Here is a 15,605-nt window from a genome sequence, read left to right on the forward strand (position 1 = left end):
CGCTGCTTCAATTCCTCGCTGCCGTAATGAAGGATGTACGGAGCGACAATGTCCGAGTGCAACGAGAAGCCAATGCCGGTCAGCCCGAGACGGCCGATCTCCTCGATCACCACCGCGCTGTAGAGGAAGTCCGCCGCCATGCCGCCATACGCCTCGGGCAGGTGCGAGCAGAGCATTCCGGCCTCCCCGGCCTTGTTCCACAGTTGACGGTCGATATGGCCGTCCTTTTCCCACTGGGCGTGAAAGGGCACCGCCTCCTGTTCGAGGAACTTGCGGACGCTGTCGCGGAACAGCTCGTGATCGGAACTGAACAGGGTTCTGGGAATCATGCGGTGCACCTGCGAATCGGTTGTAGGAATTATTGGAAGGCCGACTGTAGGCCAGCCCGAACCGCTCTGCACTGGACACTTTCGCCAAAAAATAAGACGATCCAGCCGCATCATGACCGCTTTAGCGTCATGCAAAGACATCCATAAGAAGTACAAGAATCGATGCCCAATTCAGTTTCCCAGGTGCTGCGCCGCGTCAGCATCCTCGCCACCCATGGCGTCTTCGGCTCCACCCTGATGCAGGCCAAGGACTTCTTCCACATGGCCGCCCTGCGCCACGGCCGCCAACAGGGCCTCGGCCTGCAGCCCAGCTTCGAGACCCGCATCGTCAGCCCCGACGGCCAGCCGGTAATGAGCTTCAGCGGCGACCTGCTACCGGTGCACGGCGCCCTGGACGAGCCGGAACTGATCATCCTCCCCGCCTTCTGGGGCGACTTTGACGAACTGCTGACCCTCTACCCACAGGTAACGGCCTGGCTGCGCGAGCGTCACGCCGCCGGCTGCGTGCTCTGCGGTGAGGTCTCGGGGGTGTTCTGGCTCGCCGAAGCAGGCCTGCTGGACGGCAAGGAAGCCACCACCTACTGGCGCTTCTTCCGCGAGTTCGCCGAGCGCTACCCCAAGGTACTGCTCAACCAGGACAAGCACATCGCCGACGCTGACAACATCTACAGCGCTGGTGGCCTGACCTCGGTGCGCGACCTGTACATCTACCTGATCGAACGCTTCTGCGGCGCCACCGTCGCCCAGGGCGTGGCCCGCGACATCCTCTACGAGGTGCAGCGCAACTACACGCCAGGGCGCCTGGGCTTCGGCGGACAGAAACTGCACCACGACCCAGCGATCCTGCAGATCCAGCACTGGCTGGAGGAGCACTTCTCCGACAAGTTCCGCTTCGAGGATGTGGCCCGCGAGCACGGCATGAGCATCCGCAACTTCATGCGGCGCTTCCAGGCGGCTACCGGCGACAAGCCACTGCACTACTTGCAGCGTCTGCGTATCGAGACCGCGCGCAACCTGCTGTCCACGACCCGCAAGAGCATCAAGACCATCAGTTACGAAGTCGGCTACGACGACGCCAGCTTTTTCGCTCGGCTTTTCCGCCAACACACCGGGCTGTCGCCGAATCATTACCGGCGCCAGTACGAGCAGAAGGAAGGCTGAAACAGGCCATCCCTAGGATGGGTTCACTGACTCGGGGGCGGCCCTATGATCGGGGCAGCTTCCGACAACAAGAACTTCACGGGATATCGCCATGCGCCGCTTTCTGCTTGCCCTCCTGACCGTCTTCAGCCTCAACGCTGTGGCGGACGACACCTGGAAACCCTTCCCCTACGACCAGAAGGCCTTCGACTACAGCGGCGACAAGCTGCGCGAGGCCTGGCCGCGACTGACCCGAGGCTTCGGCGCCAACTACCCGTTCCCGGACGCGGACTGGGTAGTGACCATGGCCACCCGGCATCCCGAAGCCCTGGAGAAGACTGTCGCCGCCGGCACCGGTTTCAGCGGCAAGCCGGAAGAAGCACAGGTCTACGCCGAGAAGCTGCAGGACGTGTGGCGCAAGGTGTTCCGCGGCGACTTCGCGCAGGCCAAGAAGGACGGCCTGGCATTGGGCGTCGGCGGCCAGGTTCCGGGGATGTTCGCCCAGGTGCTCTACGCCATGTTCCTCGCACCGAACCAGGACGATAAGCAACGCCTGCTGGAAGAAGTGATCAGCTACACCGACGAAGCCGGCCCGCTGCTCAACGCCGACCCCATCGCTCAGTTCGGCCGCGCCTACGCCAAGGCCCGCCTGGCAGAAGACCTGCCGGTGCCGGTGGTGCTCAAGCGCGGCTACACCAGCGAGATTCCAAAGGAACTGGACGCCCTGCTGGCCAAGCAGCCGAACCAGCCGTTCGCCCTGGCACTCTACGGCGGCTACGAAGCCGGCGTGATCCGCAAGGTCGGCAAGCTGGTGGGCAAGATGACCTACGGCGTCAGCGCGGACAAAATGGAGCAGTACTTCGCCCGCTCCTTCCGCGCCGCCGACGACCTGCCTATCGGTCACTACGAGTACGCCAACGCGCTGGGTTATGTGTATGGCGAAGATGAAGAGCAGAAAGCGCTGGAACAGCTGCAGAAAGCGGTGGCAATCAAGCCGATCAATGCCATGGAGGCACTGGAAGTTGCCCATGCTCAGCAACTGCTGAAGAAGGCGCAGCAGGAGATGGCGCAGCGCTGATTCTTGATTTGCAGGAGCGAGCTTGCTCGCGAACCGCCCAGCTTCTGAGCTGCCGGTGAAATGTTCGCGAGCAAGCTCGCTCCTACGAAAAGCCACAACAAAAAAGGCTGCCCGAAGGCAGCCTTTTTCATTCACCGAGCCGTCACGGACGGTGCGGGCGGCTCAGGTACTCGTGGGACTGCATTTCCAGCAGGCGGCTCAGGGTGCGCTGGAACTCGAACTCCAGGCGGCCACCGGTATACAGGTCCTTGAGCTCCACCTCGGCGGAGAGGATCAGCTTGACGTTGCGGTCGTAGAACTCGTCCACCAGGTTGATGAAGCGGCGCGCCATGTCGTCCTTGGCCACGCCCATCTGCTCGACGTTGGAAATCAGGATCGCGTGGAAGATCTTCGCCAGCTCGATGTAGTCGTTCTGGCTGCGCGGGCCATCGCACAGCTCGCGGAACTCGAACCAGGCCACGTCATCGCAGGTGATGCGCGCGCGGATTTCGCGGTTCTCGATCATCAGCGCGTCATCACGGGTCGCTGCAGCGCACTCCGGGGTCAGCGCCTTGAAGTCGCGGGTCATGGCCTGGTCGGCCTGCTCGGACAGCGGCCAGTGATACAGCTCGGCCTGTTCCAGGGCGCGCAGGCGGTAGTCCACGCCGCTGTCGACATTGACCACTTCGGTGTACTTCTTGACCAACGCGATGGCTGGCAGGAAGCGGGCGCGCTGCAGGCCGTCCTTGTAGAGGCCGTCCGGCACGATGTTGGAAGTCGCCACCAGGCTCACGCCGTTCTTGAACAGCTCTTCCAGCAGGGTCGCGAGGATCATCGCGTCGGTGATATCGGAGACGAAGAATTCGTCGAAGCAGATCACCCGGGCCTCGTCGGCGAATCGCTTGCCGATGATGGTCAGCGGGTTCTTCTCGCCCTTGAGGGTTTTCATTTCCTCATGGACGCGCTTCATGAAGCGGTGGAAGTGCGTACGCATCTTCTGCTTGAAGGGCAGCGCTTCGAAGAAGGTATCCACCAGGTAGGTCTTGCCGCGGCCGACACCGCCCCAGAAATACAGGCCCTTCACCGGCTCCTGGGACTTCTTGCCCAGCAGTTTGCCGAACAGCCCGGACTTGCCCTTGTCGGCGGCGACCAGGTCGTCGTAGAGGCGTTGCAGGTGCTTCACGGCGTTCGCTTGCGCGGCGTCGTGGAAGAAATCGGGGCGTTTGAGGTCTTCCTGGTAGCGCTGAAGAGGCGTCATGATCGGTAGCAAGGCAACGAAAACGGGGGCGCACACTTTAGCGGCGCCCCCGTTTCTTGGCAATTGGCCGGTAGTCGGACCGGCCTGCTGCGCCTCACTCCTGCGGAGCGAGAGCCTCGCGCAGACGCTGCATGGCGGCGTCGCGCTCCGCGTCGGTGGAGAACTCTGGGCTGTACGCCACGGCTTCGCCATCCAGGCGTACGCTGAAGGCGTTCAGTTCGGCGTGCAGGTCCACTTCCTCGGACTGCAGGCGCTTGGTCACCTGGCCGGCGGCCTTGCCGTCGGCGAAAGTGATGGAGAGCAACAGTTGCTCGCCAGCGGCATCCAGCAGGCGGAAGCGGAAGCCGTCTTCCTCGCGGAAGCTGACAAAGCGCGCCGCCTTGGCAGCTTTCTTCTTGCCTTCGGTCGCCACCTGCACCTGCTCGCGGAACGAGCGCAGGCCCACGGCCTCGCGCAGCTCGCCGAGGAACGGAGTGGCAATGCGGCGGGCCTTGGCGGCGCCGGCCAGGAGAATGTCCTCCAGATCCGCCGGACGGGTAATCAACGCGTGGTAGCGCTCGCGGGCCTCGCCCAGCTCGTTGTCGAGCAGTTCGAACAGGCGCTGCTTGGCTTCACCCCAGGCCAGGCCACCGAGCAACTCTGCGCGGAACGCGGCTTGTTGCTCGTGGGTGGAGAAGGCCTGGTACAGGGTGAACAGGTGCGAATTGTCCGGGTCCTTCGGCTCGCCCGGGGCACGGGAGTCGGTGACGATGCGCGCCACGGCGTCCTTGAGCTGCTTGGCGCTGCCGAACAGCGGGATGGTGTTGTCGTAGCTCTTGGACATCTTGCGACCGTCCAGGCCCGGCAGGGTCGCGACGTCTTCCTCGATCACCACTTCAGGCAGGGTGAACAGTTCCTTGCCGTTGCCGAACAGGTGGTTGAAGCGCTGGCCGATGTCGCGGGCCATTTCCACGTGCTGGATCTGGTCGCGACCGACCGGCACCTTGTGCGCGTTGAACATCAGGATGTCCGCGGCCATCAGCACCGGGTAGCTGTACAGCCCCATGGTGACGCCGGCGTCCGGGTCTTCGCCGGCCTCGACGTTCTTGTCCACCGAGGCCTTGTAGGCGTGGGCGCGGTTGAGCAGGCCCTTGGCGCTGACGCAGGTGAGCAGCCAGGTCAGTTCGGGGATTTCGGGAATATCGGACTGGCGATAGAAGGTCGCCTTGTCAGCATCCAGGCCGCAGGCCAGCCAGGTGGCGGCGATTTCCAGACGCGAACGCTGGATGCGCGCCGGGTCATCGCACTTGATCAGCGCGTGGTAGTCGGCCAGGAAGTAGAAGGAATCTGCCTGCGGATCGCGGCTGGCAACGATGGCCGGGCGGATGGCGCCGGCGTAGTTGCCCAGGTGCGGAGTACCGGTGGTGGTGATGCCGGTCAGGATACGGGTCGTCATGGGAATCCAGGAATCAACACAAATGAAATGGCGGGCCGGATGGTAACGCGGCTTGGCGGCCTAGGCGAGCCGGGCCTGTATCAGGTCCTTGAGCTCGATCAGCTTGCCGTGGAAGAAATGGCTGCACTCGGGGATGCGGATCAGTTCGTGGGGCTTGGTGAGCTCCGCACTCCAGGCGTACACACGCTCGGGCGTGACTACTTCGTCGGCTTCGGGCTGGATCACCGTCAGCGGGCAGCGCTCGGGCAGGTCGACATCGAAGCGCTCCACCGGCGGCGCCAGCATGAACAGCTGTGCGAGTTCTGCGCCCTGCTCTTCCAGGCGCTCGGCAGCATTGCCGGCCACGCAGGAACCGAAGGAGAAGCCCATCAGCGTCAGCGGCAGACCCGGATGCTGCCCGGCCAGCCAGTGCGCGGCGGCCAGCACGTCGTCGATTTCACCGCGGCCTTCGGCGTAACTGCCGGCGCTCTGACCCACGCCACGAAAATTGAAACGCAGGGTGGCGTATCCTGCATCCCGTGCGGCGCGTTGCAGGGTGGCGACCACCTTGTTCTGCATGGTGCCGGCGAACAGCGGGTGCGGATGACAGATCAGCGCGACACCCTTGGCATCAGGCGTGGCGAGGTGCAGGGCTTCCAGTTGGCCCTCGGGGCCATCGAGGAACAGGGGAATTTCGCGGGTGGTCAAACAACAGCTCCGTGACCCCGTGGCGGGTCGTCTCGTCTAGCTCAATACCTGCGCAGGCGGCGAAGCATTCGCCACGGTATACAAGCACAGGTGCAAGCCGCTAACGTAAAGCAAAGCCGTCTATAGAGGAAGGATTCGCGTGGAACAGTCCCTCACCACCTGGTTGCTGCCGCTACTCGCCCTGATCGTCGGGGTCGGCATCGGCTTTCTGATCGCCCGCCTGCTGCCCAACGCCGCGCCCAACAAGCTGCAGCGTCAAGTGGACGACATGCAGGATCGTTTCGATAGCTACCAGCGCGAAGTGGTGACCCACTTCAGCACCTCCGCCAGCCTGATGAAGAAGCTCACCCAGAGCTATCAGGATGTGCAGGAGCACCTGTCCGAGGGCGCCGAGCGCCTGGCCCTGGACGAACAGACCAAACAGCGCCTGCTGGCGGCCCTGCATGCCGACGAATACCCAGAGCGCCGCGAGCGCCTGACCCCGCCGGCAAACAACGAAGTGCCCAAGGACTATGCGCCCAAGACCGGCGACGGCCCGGGCACCCTGGACGAGACGTACGGGCTGAAAAGCAAGTACTGAGGCCTCTGCCCCAAAGAAAAAGCCCCGCCTCGGCGGGGCTTTTTCATGTCCGCACAAATGCACGACCTATAGGAGCGAGCTTGCTCGCGAACCGCTGGATACTCAATCGACCGGGTATGGTTCGCGAGCAGGCTCGCTCCTACGAAGAGCCAAAGAAAAAGCCCCGCGAAGGCGGGGCTTTTTCATAGCGTGGCGACGATCAGATCGCGCCGCGCTGGCGCAACAGGTCGAGGACAGCCTTGACGCCCTCTTCCACCGACTGGCTCTGGGTGTCGATCACCAGATCGGCATCCAGCGGCACGTCGTAGGGGAAGGACTCGCCCGGGATGTTGTCCTGGCCGGCGGCGTACAGGCCTTGCGGGTCGCGTTCGCGGCAGACCTGCGGGGAAGCCTGGACGTAGACGGTGATGAAGCGCTCGGCCCCAATCAGCGCCTTGGTCTGCGCGCGACCTTCGGCGCTCGGAGCGACGAAGGCACACAGGCTGATCAGGCCGGCTTCGTTGAACTGCTTGGCCACATGGGCGGTACGCTGCCAGTTCTCGTTGCGACCGGCGCGGTCCTGCGGCAGGCCCTTGTTGAGGTCGTGGCGCAGGTTCTGGCCGTCCAGCACATAGACCGCGCGGCCCATGTCGAACAGCTTGCGCTCCACCGCATAGGCCAGGGTGCTCTTGCCGGCGCCGGAGAGGCCGCTGAACAGTACGGTAGCCGGCTGCTGGCCGAAGCGTGCAGCGCGCTCCTCACGAGCGACGTGGCCGTTGCTGTGGTGGACGGAAGCCCCTTGCCCGGCCTGCGGCGCGGCGATGATCATGCCGGCACCGACGGTGCCGTTGGTCAGGCGGTCGACCACGATGAAGGCACCGGTGGTGCGATTCTGTTCGTAGCCGTCCAGCGCGATCGGAGCATCCAGGCTGACCTTCACGCGGGCGATCTCGTTGAGCTTGAGTTCGCTGGCGGCGGTCTCTTCCAGGGTATTCACGTCCACCTTGTGGCTGATGCTCGGAATGGAACCGGGCACGTAGCTGGTGGCGCGCTTGATGTCGTATTTCTTGCCCGGCAGCATCGGCTCTTCAGCCATCCACACCAGCATGGCGTCGAAGCCGTCGGTGACCTGCGGACGGTTGTCGGCATGCACCAGCATGTCGCCGCGGGAGACGTCGATCTCGTCTTCCAGGGTCAGGGTGATGGCCTGGCCCGGACCTGCCTGCTCCAGCTCACCTTCGTAGGTGACGATGGATTTGACCTTGCTGCCCTTGCCCGACGGCAGGGCAATGACTTCGTCGCCCTTGCGCACGATGCCGCTCGCCAGGGTGCCGGCGAAGCCACGGAAGTTCAGGTTCGGACGGTTGACGTACTGCACCGGGAAGCGCATGTCGTCGAGGTTGCGGTCGCCCGCGACTTCCACGGTCTCGAGGATTTCCATCAGCGACTGGCCGGTGTACCACGGCGAGCGCTCGGACTTGTTGACCACGTTGTCGCCCTTCAGCGCCGACATCGGCACGAAGTGCAGGGAATTGGTCTTGAGGTTGATCTTGTCGGCGAACTGCAGGTAGTCGGCCTTGATCTGCTCGAATACGCCCTGGTCAAAGCCCTTGAGGTCCATCTTGTTGATGGCGACGACGATGTGCTTGATGCCCAGCAGCGAGGCGATGAAGCTGTGCCGGCGAGTCTGGGTCTGCACGCCGTAGCGGGCGTCGATCAGGATGATGGCCAGGTCGCAGGTGGAGGCGCCGGTAGCCATGTTGCGGGTGTACTGCTCATGGCCGGGGGTGTCGGCGATGATGAACTTGCGCTTGGAGGTACTGAAGTAGCGGTACGCCACGTCGATGGTGATGCCCTGCTCGCGCTCGGCCTGCAGGCCATCCACGAGCAGCGCCAGGTCAACCTCGTCGCCGGTGGTGCCGACTTTCTTGGAATCCTTGGTGATGGCCTCGAGGTGGTCCTCGTAGATCATCTTGGAGTCGTGCAGCAGACGCCCGATCAGGGTGCTCTTGCCGTCGTCGACGTTGCCGCAGGTGAGGAAGCGCAGGAGTTCCTTGCGCTCGTGCTGGGCCAGGTAGGCGAGGATGTCCTCGCTGATCAGATCGGATTGATGCGACATGGTGCGAGAACCTTAGAAGTAGCCCTGACGTTTCTTTTCTTCCATCGAGCCGGCGGCGTCGTGGTCGATGACCCGGCCCTGGCGCTCGGAAGTCCGCGTCAGCAGCATTTCCTGGATGATTTCCGGCAGAGAAGTAGCGGTCGACTCCACCGCGCCGGTCAGCGGGTAGCAGCCCAGGGTGCGGAAACGCACCATCTTCTTCTGGATGCTGGCCTTCTGCTCGGGCGTGAGGTGCTCGAGGATGCGTTCGTCGTCGATCATGATCAGCGAGCCGTTCATCTCGATGACTTCGCGCTCTTCGGCGAAGTACAGCGGAACGATCGGGATCTGCTCGAGGTAGATGTACTGCCAGATGTCCAGCTCGGTCCAGTTGGAGAGCGGGAAGACACGGATCGACTCGCCCTTCTTCACCTTGCCGTTATAGACGTTCCACAGTTCCGGACGCTGGTTCTTCGGGTCCCAGCGGTGCTTGCTGTCGCGGAACGAGTACACCCGCTCCTTGGCGCGGGATTTCTCCTCGTCGCGGCGGGCACCACCGAAGGCGGCGTCGAAGCCGTACTTGTCGAGCGCCTGCTTGAGGCCCTCGGTCTTCATGATGTCGGTGTGCTTGGCACTGCCATGGGTGAAGGGGTTGATGTCCTGCGCCACACCATCGGGGTTGATGTGGGTGATCAGGTCCAGGCCCAGTTCCTCGACCATCTTGGTGCGGAAGCTGTACATCTCCTGGAATTTCCAGCGGGTGTCGACATGCATCACCGGGAATGGCAGCTTGCCGGGGAAGAAAGCCTTGCGCGCGAGGTGGAGCATCACCGCGCTGTCCTTGCCGATCGAGTACAGCATCACCGGGTTGTCGAACTCGGCGGCGACCTCGCGGATGATGTGGATGCTCTCGGCCTCCAGCTGTTTCAGATGCGTCAGTTTGTCGACCATGGCTACTCACGGAATTGCTTATGGACGGCCGGCGGGCCGTAGACGAGCGCGCACTCTATCACAGCACAAGGCTCTAACCGGGGAGCGGGTTATACCGAAAAAATATACCGATATAGCCATCCGCGCTCAGTCCCCATCGGTACTTCGCACCCGGTGAGGAGGCGCTTGAGGAAGGCCCTGAACCCCATCCTATCGACGCTTGAGATACCATCGCCCGACATTGCTGTCGCAAGGCTGAAGGACTTTTCCTGCAACAGTCTCGCAATGTCCCGGCTTGTGCCCGCGCGGCACTGCGCTAGCATAGCGGGCACGTTTTCCTGCCCCAGAAGATTTCCCATGCGCCGCATCGCTTTCGCCCTGCCATTACTCGTCCTGATCTCTGCGTGCAGCAGCAAACCGACTCCCGCACCACAACCGGCCCAGAAGCCGAAGACGCCCACCCTGATCACGCCCAGCGCCCACCCGGCATTCGGCTCGGTGCAGCCGATCACCCCGCTGCGCGGCGACTACGCGAACAATGCCAACGCCAATCGCTTCATCGACATGATGGTGAGCAAGCACGGCTTCAATCGGCAGGACCTGCACGACCTGTTTGCACAGACCCAGGAACTGGACTGGGTAATCCGCCTGATGGACCGCCAGGCGCCGACCTACACCCCGCCCAGCGGCCCGAACGGCGCCTGGCTGCGTTACCGGAAGAAGTTCATCACCCCGGATAACGTGCAGAAGGGCGTGCAGTTCTGGGACCAGCACGAAGCCGACCTGCAACGCGCCTCGCGCACCTACGGCGTGCCGCCGGAAATCATCGTCGGCATCATCGGCGTGGAAACCCGCTGGGGCCGCGTGATGGGCAAGACGCGAATCATCGACGCGCTGGCCACCCTGTCGTTCTCCTACCCGCGCCGCGCCGAATTCTTCAGCGGCGAGCTGGAGCAGTTCCTCCTCCAGGCGCGCAATGAAGGCGACAACCCGCTGGAGATGCGCGGTTCCTACGCCGGTGCGATGGGCTACGGGCAGTTCATGCCCTCCTCCTTCACCCAGTACGCGGTGGACTTCGACGGCGACGGCCACCGCGACCTGTGGAACCCGCGCGACGCCATCGGCAGCGTGGCCAACTACTTCAAGCAGCACGGCTGGGTCACCGGCGATGCGGTGGCGATCCCCGCCATCGGCCAGGCCCGCTCGCTGGAAGACGGCTTCAAGACCCAGTACTCGATTGGCGCCCTGTCTGCTGCCGGCCTGCGTCCGCAGGGCTCGCTGGGCAATCACCAGACCGCCAGCCTGCTGCGCCTGGACATGGGCAACACCTACCAGTACTGGTACGGCCTGCCGAACTTCTACGTGATCACCCGCTACAACCACAGCACGCACTACGCCATGGCGGTGTGGGAACTGGGCAAGGCGGTGGACCGCCAGCGTCACGGCTACCGCTGAGGCGCGCACAAAAAGGCCGGCTCATTGAGCCGGCCTTTTTCATGTCTGTTTCCGGATGCAGGCAGCGGGCTCTTTGTAGGAGCGAGCTTGCTCTCGCGAACGGGGTTTCCTGCCGCCTCAGCGCCGGGCGGGTTCGCGAGCAAGCTCGCTCCTACAGGTCTCCCTGCATGGCCTGGCGCTTGGCCTGAACGTCATCAGGCGGGGTTCGGGCAATCGATGAACAGGTGCTCGATGGCAAAGCGCTTGGCCAGGTAATCCCCCAGCGCCTGCACGCCATAGCGCTCGGTGGCGTGGTGGCCGGCGGCGATGAAGCTGATGCCGTTCTCCCGCGCGCTGTGCACGGTCTGCTCGGAGACTTCACCAGTCAGGTAAGCATCGACGCCCGCGGCGATCGCCTGGTCGATGTAGCCCTGGGCGCCGCCGGTACACCAGGCGATGCGACGGATCGGCTGGCCGCCATCCACCAGCAGCGGCTCTCGGCCCAGCACGTCGCGCACATGGAGCGCCAGGTCGCTCGGCAGCATGGGCTCGGTCAGCGAGCCGACCAGCACGATGGAGCGCGGGTTACCTGGCTCCAACGGCCCTTCGATCTCGAAACCGAGTTGACGGCCAAGCTGCACGTTGTTGCCCACCTCGGCATGCAGATCCAGCGGCAGGTGATAGGCCAACAGGCTGATGTCATTGTTCAGCAGGGTCTTCAGGCGCCGCTGCTTCATGCCCACCACGCGGGCATCCTCGCCCTTCCAGAAATAGCCGTGGTGGACCAGCACCACATCGGCGTCCGCCTCCACGGCGGCATCCAGTAGCGCCTGGCTGGCGGTGACACCGGAAACGATGCGGCGAACCTGCGGGCGGCCCTCGACCTGCAGGCCGTTGGGGCAGTAATCCTGGATCTTCGCTGCCTCCAGGAAACGGTCAGCTTCCTCGACCAGCGTGCTCAGTGCGATTGCCATCGAAATTCCTCCAACATCGGCTGCGAGCGTCTATTTTCTTGGCTCGCCGCCCGTATAATGGCCGCCACCCTATCGGCCATCCCCCGGCCAAGCAACCCCAAGGATTTTCTTCGATGCTGAAGGCCCTGCGTTTCCTCGGCTGGCCCGTGCTGGTTGGCGTCCTGTTGGCGCTGCTGATCATCCAGCATAACCCGCAATGGGTCGGCCTTCCGCAGCAGGAAGTGCACCTGCAACAGGCCCCGCTGCTCAGCCGCCTGCAGCAGGGCCCCGTCAGCTACGCCGACGCCGTGACCCGCTCCTCGCCTGCCGTGGCCAACCTGTACACCACCAAGATGGTCAGCAAGCCGAACAACTCGATGCTTGACGACCCGCTGTTCCGGCGCTTCTTCGGCGACAACCTGCCGCAGCAGAAGCGCATGGAGTCCAGCCTGGGTTCGGCGGTGATCATGAGCCCCGAAGGCTACCTGCTAACCAACAACCACGTGACCTCCGGTGCCGACCAGATCGTCGTGGCCCTGCGTGACGGCCGCGAGACCATCGCCCGCCTGGTGGGCAGCGATCCCGAGACCGATCTCGCAGTCCTGAAGATCGACCTCAAGGACCTGCCCTCGATCATGCTCGGCCGCTCCGACGGCATCCGCACCGGCGATGTCTGCCTGGCCATCGGCAACCCCTTCGGCGTCGGCCAGACCGTCACCATGGGCATCATCAGCGCCACCGGGCGCAACCAGCTCGGCCTGAATACCTACGAAGACTTCATCCAGACCGATGCAGCAATCAACCCCGGCAACTCCGGCGGCGCGCTGGTGGACGCCAACGGCAACCTGATCGGCATCAACACCGCGATCTTCTCCAAGTCCGGCGGCTCCCAGGGCATCGGCTTCGCCATCCCGACCAAGCTGGCCCTGGAAGTCATGCAGTCGATCATCGAGCACGGTCAGGTGATCCGCGGCTGGCTCGGCGTCGAAGTGCAGCCGCTGACCCCGGAACTGGCCGAATCCTTCGACCTCAAGGACAAGGCTGGTATCGTCGTCGCCGGTGTCTACCGCGACGGCCCCGCCGCCAAGGCCGGCCTGCTGCCGGGCGACATCATCCTGAACATCGATGGCGAGGCCGCCAGCGATGGCCGCCGCTCGATGAACCAGGTGGCGCGCACCAAGCCGGGCGAGAAGATCACCATCGAAGTGCTGCGCAACGGCAAGCCGGTAACGCTCAACGCCGAAGTCGGCCTGCGTCCCCCGCCGGCCCCCAACGCCAACTGATACCGCAATGAAAAACGGCGCCTGAAGGCGCCGTTTTTCTTTACCGCGATATCTTTACAGCTTCAGCCGCAGGGCCTCGATCAGAGCCTGGTTCTGCTCCTCGGTGCCGATGCTGATACGCAGGAACTGATTGATCCGCTGCTGCTTGAAGTGGCGCACTATCACGCCTTCCTCGCGCAGGGCCGCGGCCAGTTCGGCGCCGTCACGCTGCGGGTGGCGGGCGAAGATGAAGTTCGCCGCGGACGGCAGCACGTCGAAGCCCAGCGTCTTGAGCTCGGCCACCAGCTTCTCGCGGCTGTGGATAACCGCGTTGCAGGTCTGCTCGAAGTACGCCTGGTCCTCGAAGGACGCCACCGCACCGGCCAGGGCCAGGCGGTCCAGCGGGTAGGAGTTGAAGCTGTTCTTCACTCGCTCCAGCGCCTCGATCAGGTCTTCATGGCCAACCGCGAAACCGACCCGCAGGCCCGCCAGGGAGCGCGACTTGGACAGGGTCTGCGCCACCAGCAGGTTGGGGTAGCGGTTGACCAGGGAGATCGCGGTCTCGCCGCCAAAGTCGACGTAGGCCTCGTCCACCAGCACCACGCTGTCCGGGCTGGCTTGCAGCAGGCGCTCGATGGCTTCGAGCGGCAGCAGGCAACCGGTGGGCGCGTTGGGGTTGGGGAAGATGATGCCGCCGTTCGGGCGCGCATAGTCCTCGACGCGAATCTGGAACTGCTCGTCCAGCGGCAGCGCCTCCGACTCGATGCCGTAGAGGCCGCAGTAGACCGGATAGAAGCTGTAGGTCACGTCGGGGAACAGTAACGGCTTGCCGTGCTGGAACAGCGCGTGGAAAGCGTGGGCCAGGACTTCGTCCGAGCCATTGCCGACAAAGACCTGGGAGGTCTTCACGCCGTGGTACTCGGCGATGGTCTGCTTCAGGCGGTCGGCATTGGGGTCCGGATACAGGCGCAGCGTGTCGTTCAACTCGGCCTGGATCGCGGCAACCACCTTCGGCGACGGGCCGTAGGGGTTCTCGTTGGTGTTCAGCTTGACCAGCTTGGCCAGCTTCGGCTGCTCGCCCGGAACGTAGGGCACCAGTTCCTTGACGAAGGGACTCCAGAATTTGCTCATGGGTTACTCGCTCTTGCCGTCAAGGATGCGGAATTCGGCGCTGCGCGCGTGGGCGGTCAGCGACTCGCCACGGGCCAGGATCGACGCGGTCTTGCCCAGCTCGGAAGCGCCCGGCGCGGAGCAGAAGATGATCGAGGAGCGCTTCTGGAAGTCGTACACGCCCAGCGGCGAGGAGAATCGCGCGGTGCCGGAGGTCGGCAGCACGTGGTTCGGGCCTGCGCAGTAGTCGCCCAGCGCCTCGGCGGTGTAGCGGCCCATGAAGATGGCGCCGGCGTGGCGAATCTTCGGCAGCCAGCTTTCCGGGTCGGCCACCGACAGCTCCAGGTGTTCCGGGGCGATGCGGTTGGCAACCTGGCAGGCCTGCTCCTGATCGGCAACGAGGATCAGCGCGCCACGGTTGGTTAGCGAGGTGCGGATGATCTCGGCGCGCTCCATGGTCGGCAGCAACTTCTCGATGCTGGCGGCGACCTTGTCGAGGAAGGCGGCATCCGGGCTGACCAGGATCGACTGGGCGTCCTCGTCGTGCTCGGCCTGGGAGAACAGGTCCATGGCGATCCAGTCCGGATCGGTGCCGCCGTCGCAGACCACGAGGATTTCCGACGGGCCGGCGATCATATCGATGCCGACCTGGCCGAACACGTGGCGCTTGGCGGTGGCGACGTAGATGTTGCCTGGGCCGACGATCTTGTCCACCTGCGGCACGCTCTCGGTACCGTAGGCCAGCGCGGCCACGGCCTGGGCGCCACCGATGGTGAAGACGCGGTCGACGCCGGCGATGCAGGCGGCGGCGAGGACGATTTCATTGATCTCGCCGCGCGGGGTCGGCACTACCATCACCACCTCGGCGACGCCGGCGACCTTGGCCGGAATGGCGTTCATCAGCACGGAAGACGGATAGGATGCCTTGCCGCCCGGCACATACAGGCCGGCGCGATCCAGGGGCGTAACCTGCTGGCCGAGCACGGTGCCATCGGCTTCGGTGTAGCGCCAGGAGTCCTGCTTCTGTTTCTCGTGATAGCTGCGCACGCGCTCAGCGGCAGTCTCCAGCGCCTCGCGCTGGGCCGGGGTGATGCGGGTCAGGGCCAGTTCCAGGCGCTCGCGCGGCAGGATCAGGTCGGCCATGGTCTTGGCATCGACGCCATCGAAGCGCTGGGTGAACTCCACCACCGCGGCGTCACCGCGCTTGCGCACATCAGCGATGATGTCCAGCACACGCTGGTTCACCGCATCGTCGGACACGCTTTCCCAGGAGAGCAGATGGTCCAGATGACGCGCGAAGTCCGGATCGGCGGCGTTGAGTCGACGGATAGCGAAGGGTGCGGTCATAGCTGG

The 15,605-nt window shown here is 64.2% G+C and carries 14 protein-coding genes; 5 read left to right on the top strand and 9 right to left on the bottom strand.

Annotated features, from left to right (window positions below; genetic code table 11):
• Nucleotides 1-338: acyl-CoA dehydrogenase family protein (locus tag A6723_RS25095; protein WP_175405588.1), on the bottom strand; the 338-nt coding region annotated here is incomplete at its 3' end.
• A gap of 252 nt (nucleotides 339-590) precedes the next feature.
• Between A6723_RS25095 and A6723_RS25100 the strand changes: the two genes are divergently transcribed.
• Both A6723_RS25100 and A6723_RS25105 read left to right on the top strand, forming a co-directional pair.
• Nucleotides 591-1,490, top strand: a complete 900-nt coding sequence (locus A6723_RS25100) for a GlxA family transcriptional regulator (protein ID WP_162484002.1) — start codon at nucleotides 591-593, stop codon at nucleotides 1,488-1,490.
• Between the two features lie 91 nt (nucleotides 1,491-1,581).
• On the top strand, nucleotides 1,582-2,547 hold the full coding sequence (locus A6723_RS25105) for a hypothetical protein (protein ID WP_054906601.1): 966 nt from the start codon (nucleotides 1,582-1,584) through the stop codon (nucleotides 2,545-2,547).
• A gap of 142 nt (nucleotides 2,548-2,689) precedes the next feature.
• On the opposite strand, the gene zapE is transcribed toward A6723_RS25105, so the two are convergent.
• The 3 genes from zapE to A6723_RS25120 all read right to left on the bottom strand — a co-directional run bounded on the left by zapE (nucleotide 2,690) and on the right by A6723_RS25120 (nucleotide 5,906).
• Nucleotides 2,690-3,784 carry a cell division protein ZapE gene (gene zapE, locus A6723_RS25110; protein ID WP_037009786.1) on the bottom strand — a complete coding sequence of 365 codons (1,095 nt, stop codon included), beginning with the start codon at nucleotides 3,782-3,784 and terminating at the stop codon, nucleotides 2,690-2,692.
• A 94-nt stretch (nucleotides 3,785-3,878) separates the two neighbouring features.
• Complete coding sequence (locus A6723_RS25115) at nucleotides 3,879-5,219, bottom strand: tryptophan--tRNA ligase (protein ID WP_054906602.1); 1,341 nt, start codon at nucleotides 5,217-5,219, stop codon at nucleotides 3,879-3,881.
• A gap of 60 nt (nucleotides 5,220-5,279) precedes the next feature.
• Complete coding sequence (locus A6723_RS25120; RefSeq protein ID WP_054906603.1) at nucleotides 5,280-5,906, bottom strand: alpha/beta hydrolase; 627 nt, start codon at nucleotides 5,904-5,906, stop codon at nucleotides 5,280-5,282.
• A 139-nt stretch (nucleotides 5,907-6,045) separates the two neighbouring features.
• Between A6723_RS25120 and A6723_RS25125 the strand changes: the two genes are divergently transcribed.
• On the top strand, nucleotides 6,046-6,486 hold the full coding sequence (locus A6723_RS25125; protein ID WP_054906604.1) for a YhcB family protein: 441 nt from the start codon (nucleotides 6,046-6,048) through the stop codon (nucleotides 6,484-6,486).
• 199 nt (nucleotides 6,487-6,685) lie between these two features.
• Here the strand turns inward: A6723_RS25125 and cysN are convergent, their stop codons facing one another.
• Complete coding sequence (cysN, locus tag A6723_RS25130; RefSeq protein WP_054906605.1) at nucleotides 6,686-8,584, bottom strand: sulfate adenylyltransferase subunit CysN; 1,899 nt, start codon at nucleotides 8,582-8,584, stop codon at nucleotides 6,686-6,688.
• Between the two features lie 12 nt (nucleotides 8,585-8,596).
• Nucleotides 8,597-9,514 carry a sulfate adenylyltransferase subunit CysD gene (gene cysD / locus A6723_RS25135; protein ID WP_054906606.1) on the bottom strand — a complete coding sequence of 306 codons (918 nt, stop codon included), beginning with the start codon at nucleotides 9,512-9,514 and terminating at the stop codon, nucleotides 8,597-8,599.
• Between the two features lie 336 nt (nucleotides 9,515-9,850).
• Between cysD and mltB the strand changes: the two genes are divergently transcribed.
• Nucleotides 9,851-10,948, top strand: coding sequence for a lytic murein transglycosylase B (gene mltB / locus A6723_RS25145; protein ID WP_054906608.1), 1,098 nt, complete (start codon nucleotides 9,851-9,853; stop codon nucleotides 10,946-10,948).
• A gap of 194 nt (nucleotides 10,949-11,142) precedes the next feature.
• Here the strand turns inward: mltB and A6723_RS25150 are convergent, their stop codons facing one another.
• Complete coding sequence (locus A6723_RS25150) at nucleotides 11,143-11,901, bottom strand: Nif3-like dinuclear metal center hexameric protein (RefSeq protein ID WP_054906609.1); 759 nt, start codon at nucleotides 11,899-11,901, stop codon at nucleotides 11,143-11,145.
• Nucleotides 11,902-12,014: 113 nt separating this feature from the next.
• On the opposite strand from A6723_RS25150, the gene algW reads away from it, so the two are divergent.
• A complete protein-coding gene (algW, locus tag A6723_RS25155; RefSeq protein ID WP_054906610.1) occupies nucleotides 12,015-13,163 on the top strand; it encodes a Do family serine endopeptidase AlgW in 1,149 nt (382 codons plus the stop codon).
• Between the two features lie 54 nt (nucleotides 13,164-13,217).
• Here algW and hisC read toward each other — a convergent pair whose 3' ends face one another.
• Both hisC and hisD read right to left on the bottom strand, forming a co-directional pair.
• Nucleotides 13,218-14,273: a histidinol-phosphate transaminase gene (gene hisC / locus A6723_RS25160; RefSeq protein ID WP_054906611.1), complete on the bottom strand. Its 1,056-nt coding sequence runs from the start codon at nucleotides 14,271-14,273 to the stop codon at nucleotides 13,218-13,220.
• Between the two features lie 3 nt (nucleotides 14,274-14,276).
• Nucleotides 14,277-15,599 carry a histidinol dehydrogenase gene (hisD, locus tag A6723_RS25165; RefSeq protein ID WP_054906612.1) on the bottom strand — a complete coding sequence of 441 codons (1,323 nt, stop codon included), beginning with the start codon at nucleotides 15,597-15,599 and terminating at the stop codon, nucleotides 14,277-14,279.
• Between the last annotated feature and the right edge of the window lie 6 nt (nucleotides 15,600-15,605).

Source organism: Pseudomonas sp. AU11447 (assembly GCF_001672555.2).
In the GTDB taxonomy this organism is placed as follows: domain Bacteria; phylum Pseudomonadota; class Gammaproteobacteria; order Pseudomonadales; family Pseudomonadaceae; genus Pseudomonas; species Pseudomonas nitroreducens.

What these genes read in the sequence shown, in the direction of transcription:
- A6723_RS25100 (WP_162484002.1), top strand. Translation starts at nt 591, where the DNA reads ATGGCCGCCCTGCGCCACGGCCGCCAACAGGGCCTCGGCCTGCAGCCC.
- A6723_RS25105 (WP_054906601.1), top strand. Translation starts at nt 1,582, where the DNA reads ATGCGCCGCTTTCTGCTTGCCCTCCTGACCGTCTTCAGCCTCAACGCT.
- zapE (WP_037009786.1), bottom strand. Translation starts at nt 3,784, where the DNA reads ATGACGCCTCTTCAGCGCTACCAGGAAGACCTCAAACGCCCCGATTTC.
- A6723_RS25115 (WP_054906602.1), bottom strand. Translation starts at nt 5,219, where the DNA reads ATGACGACCCGTATCCTGACCGGCATCACCACCACCGGTACTCCGCAC.
- cysN (WP_054906605.1), bottom strand. Translation starts at nt 8,584, where the DNA reads ATGTCGCATCAATCCGATCTGATCAGCGAGGACATCCTCGCCTACCTG.
- cysD (WP_054906606.1), bottom strand. Translation starts at nt 9,514, where the DNA reads ATGGTCGACAAACTGACGCATCTGAAACAGCTGGAGGCCGAGAGCATC.
- mltB (WP_054906608.1), top strand. Translation starts at nt 9,851, where the DNA reads ATGCGCCGCATCGCTTTCGCCCTGCCATTACTCGTCCTGATCTCTGCG.
- A6723_RS25150 (WP_054906609.1), bottom strand. Translation starts at nt 11,901, where the DNA reads ATGGCAATCGCACTGAGCACGCTGGTCGAGGAAGCTGACCGTTTCCTG.
- algW (WP_054906610.1), top strand. Translation starts at nt 12,015, where the DNA reads ATGCTGAAGGCCCTGCGTTTCCTCGGCTGGCCCGTGCTGGTTGGCGTC.
- hisC (WP_054906611.1), bottom strand. Translation starts at nt 14,273, where the DNA reads ATGAGCAAATTCTGGAGTCCCTTCGTCAAGGAACTGGTGCCCTACGTT.
- hisD (WP_054906612.1), bottom strand. Translation starts at nt 15,599, where the DNA reads ATGACCGCACCCTTCGCTATCCGTCGACTCAACGCCGCCGATCCGGAC.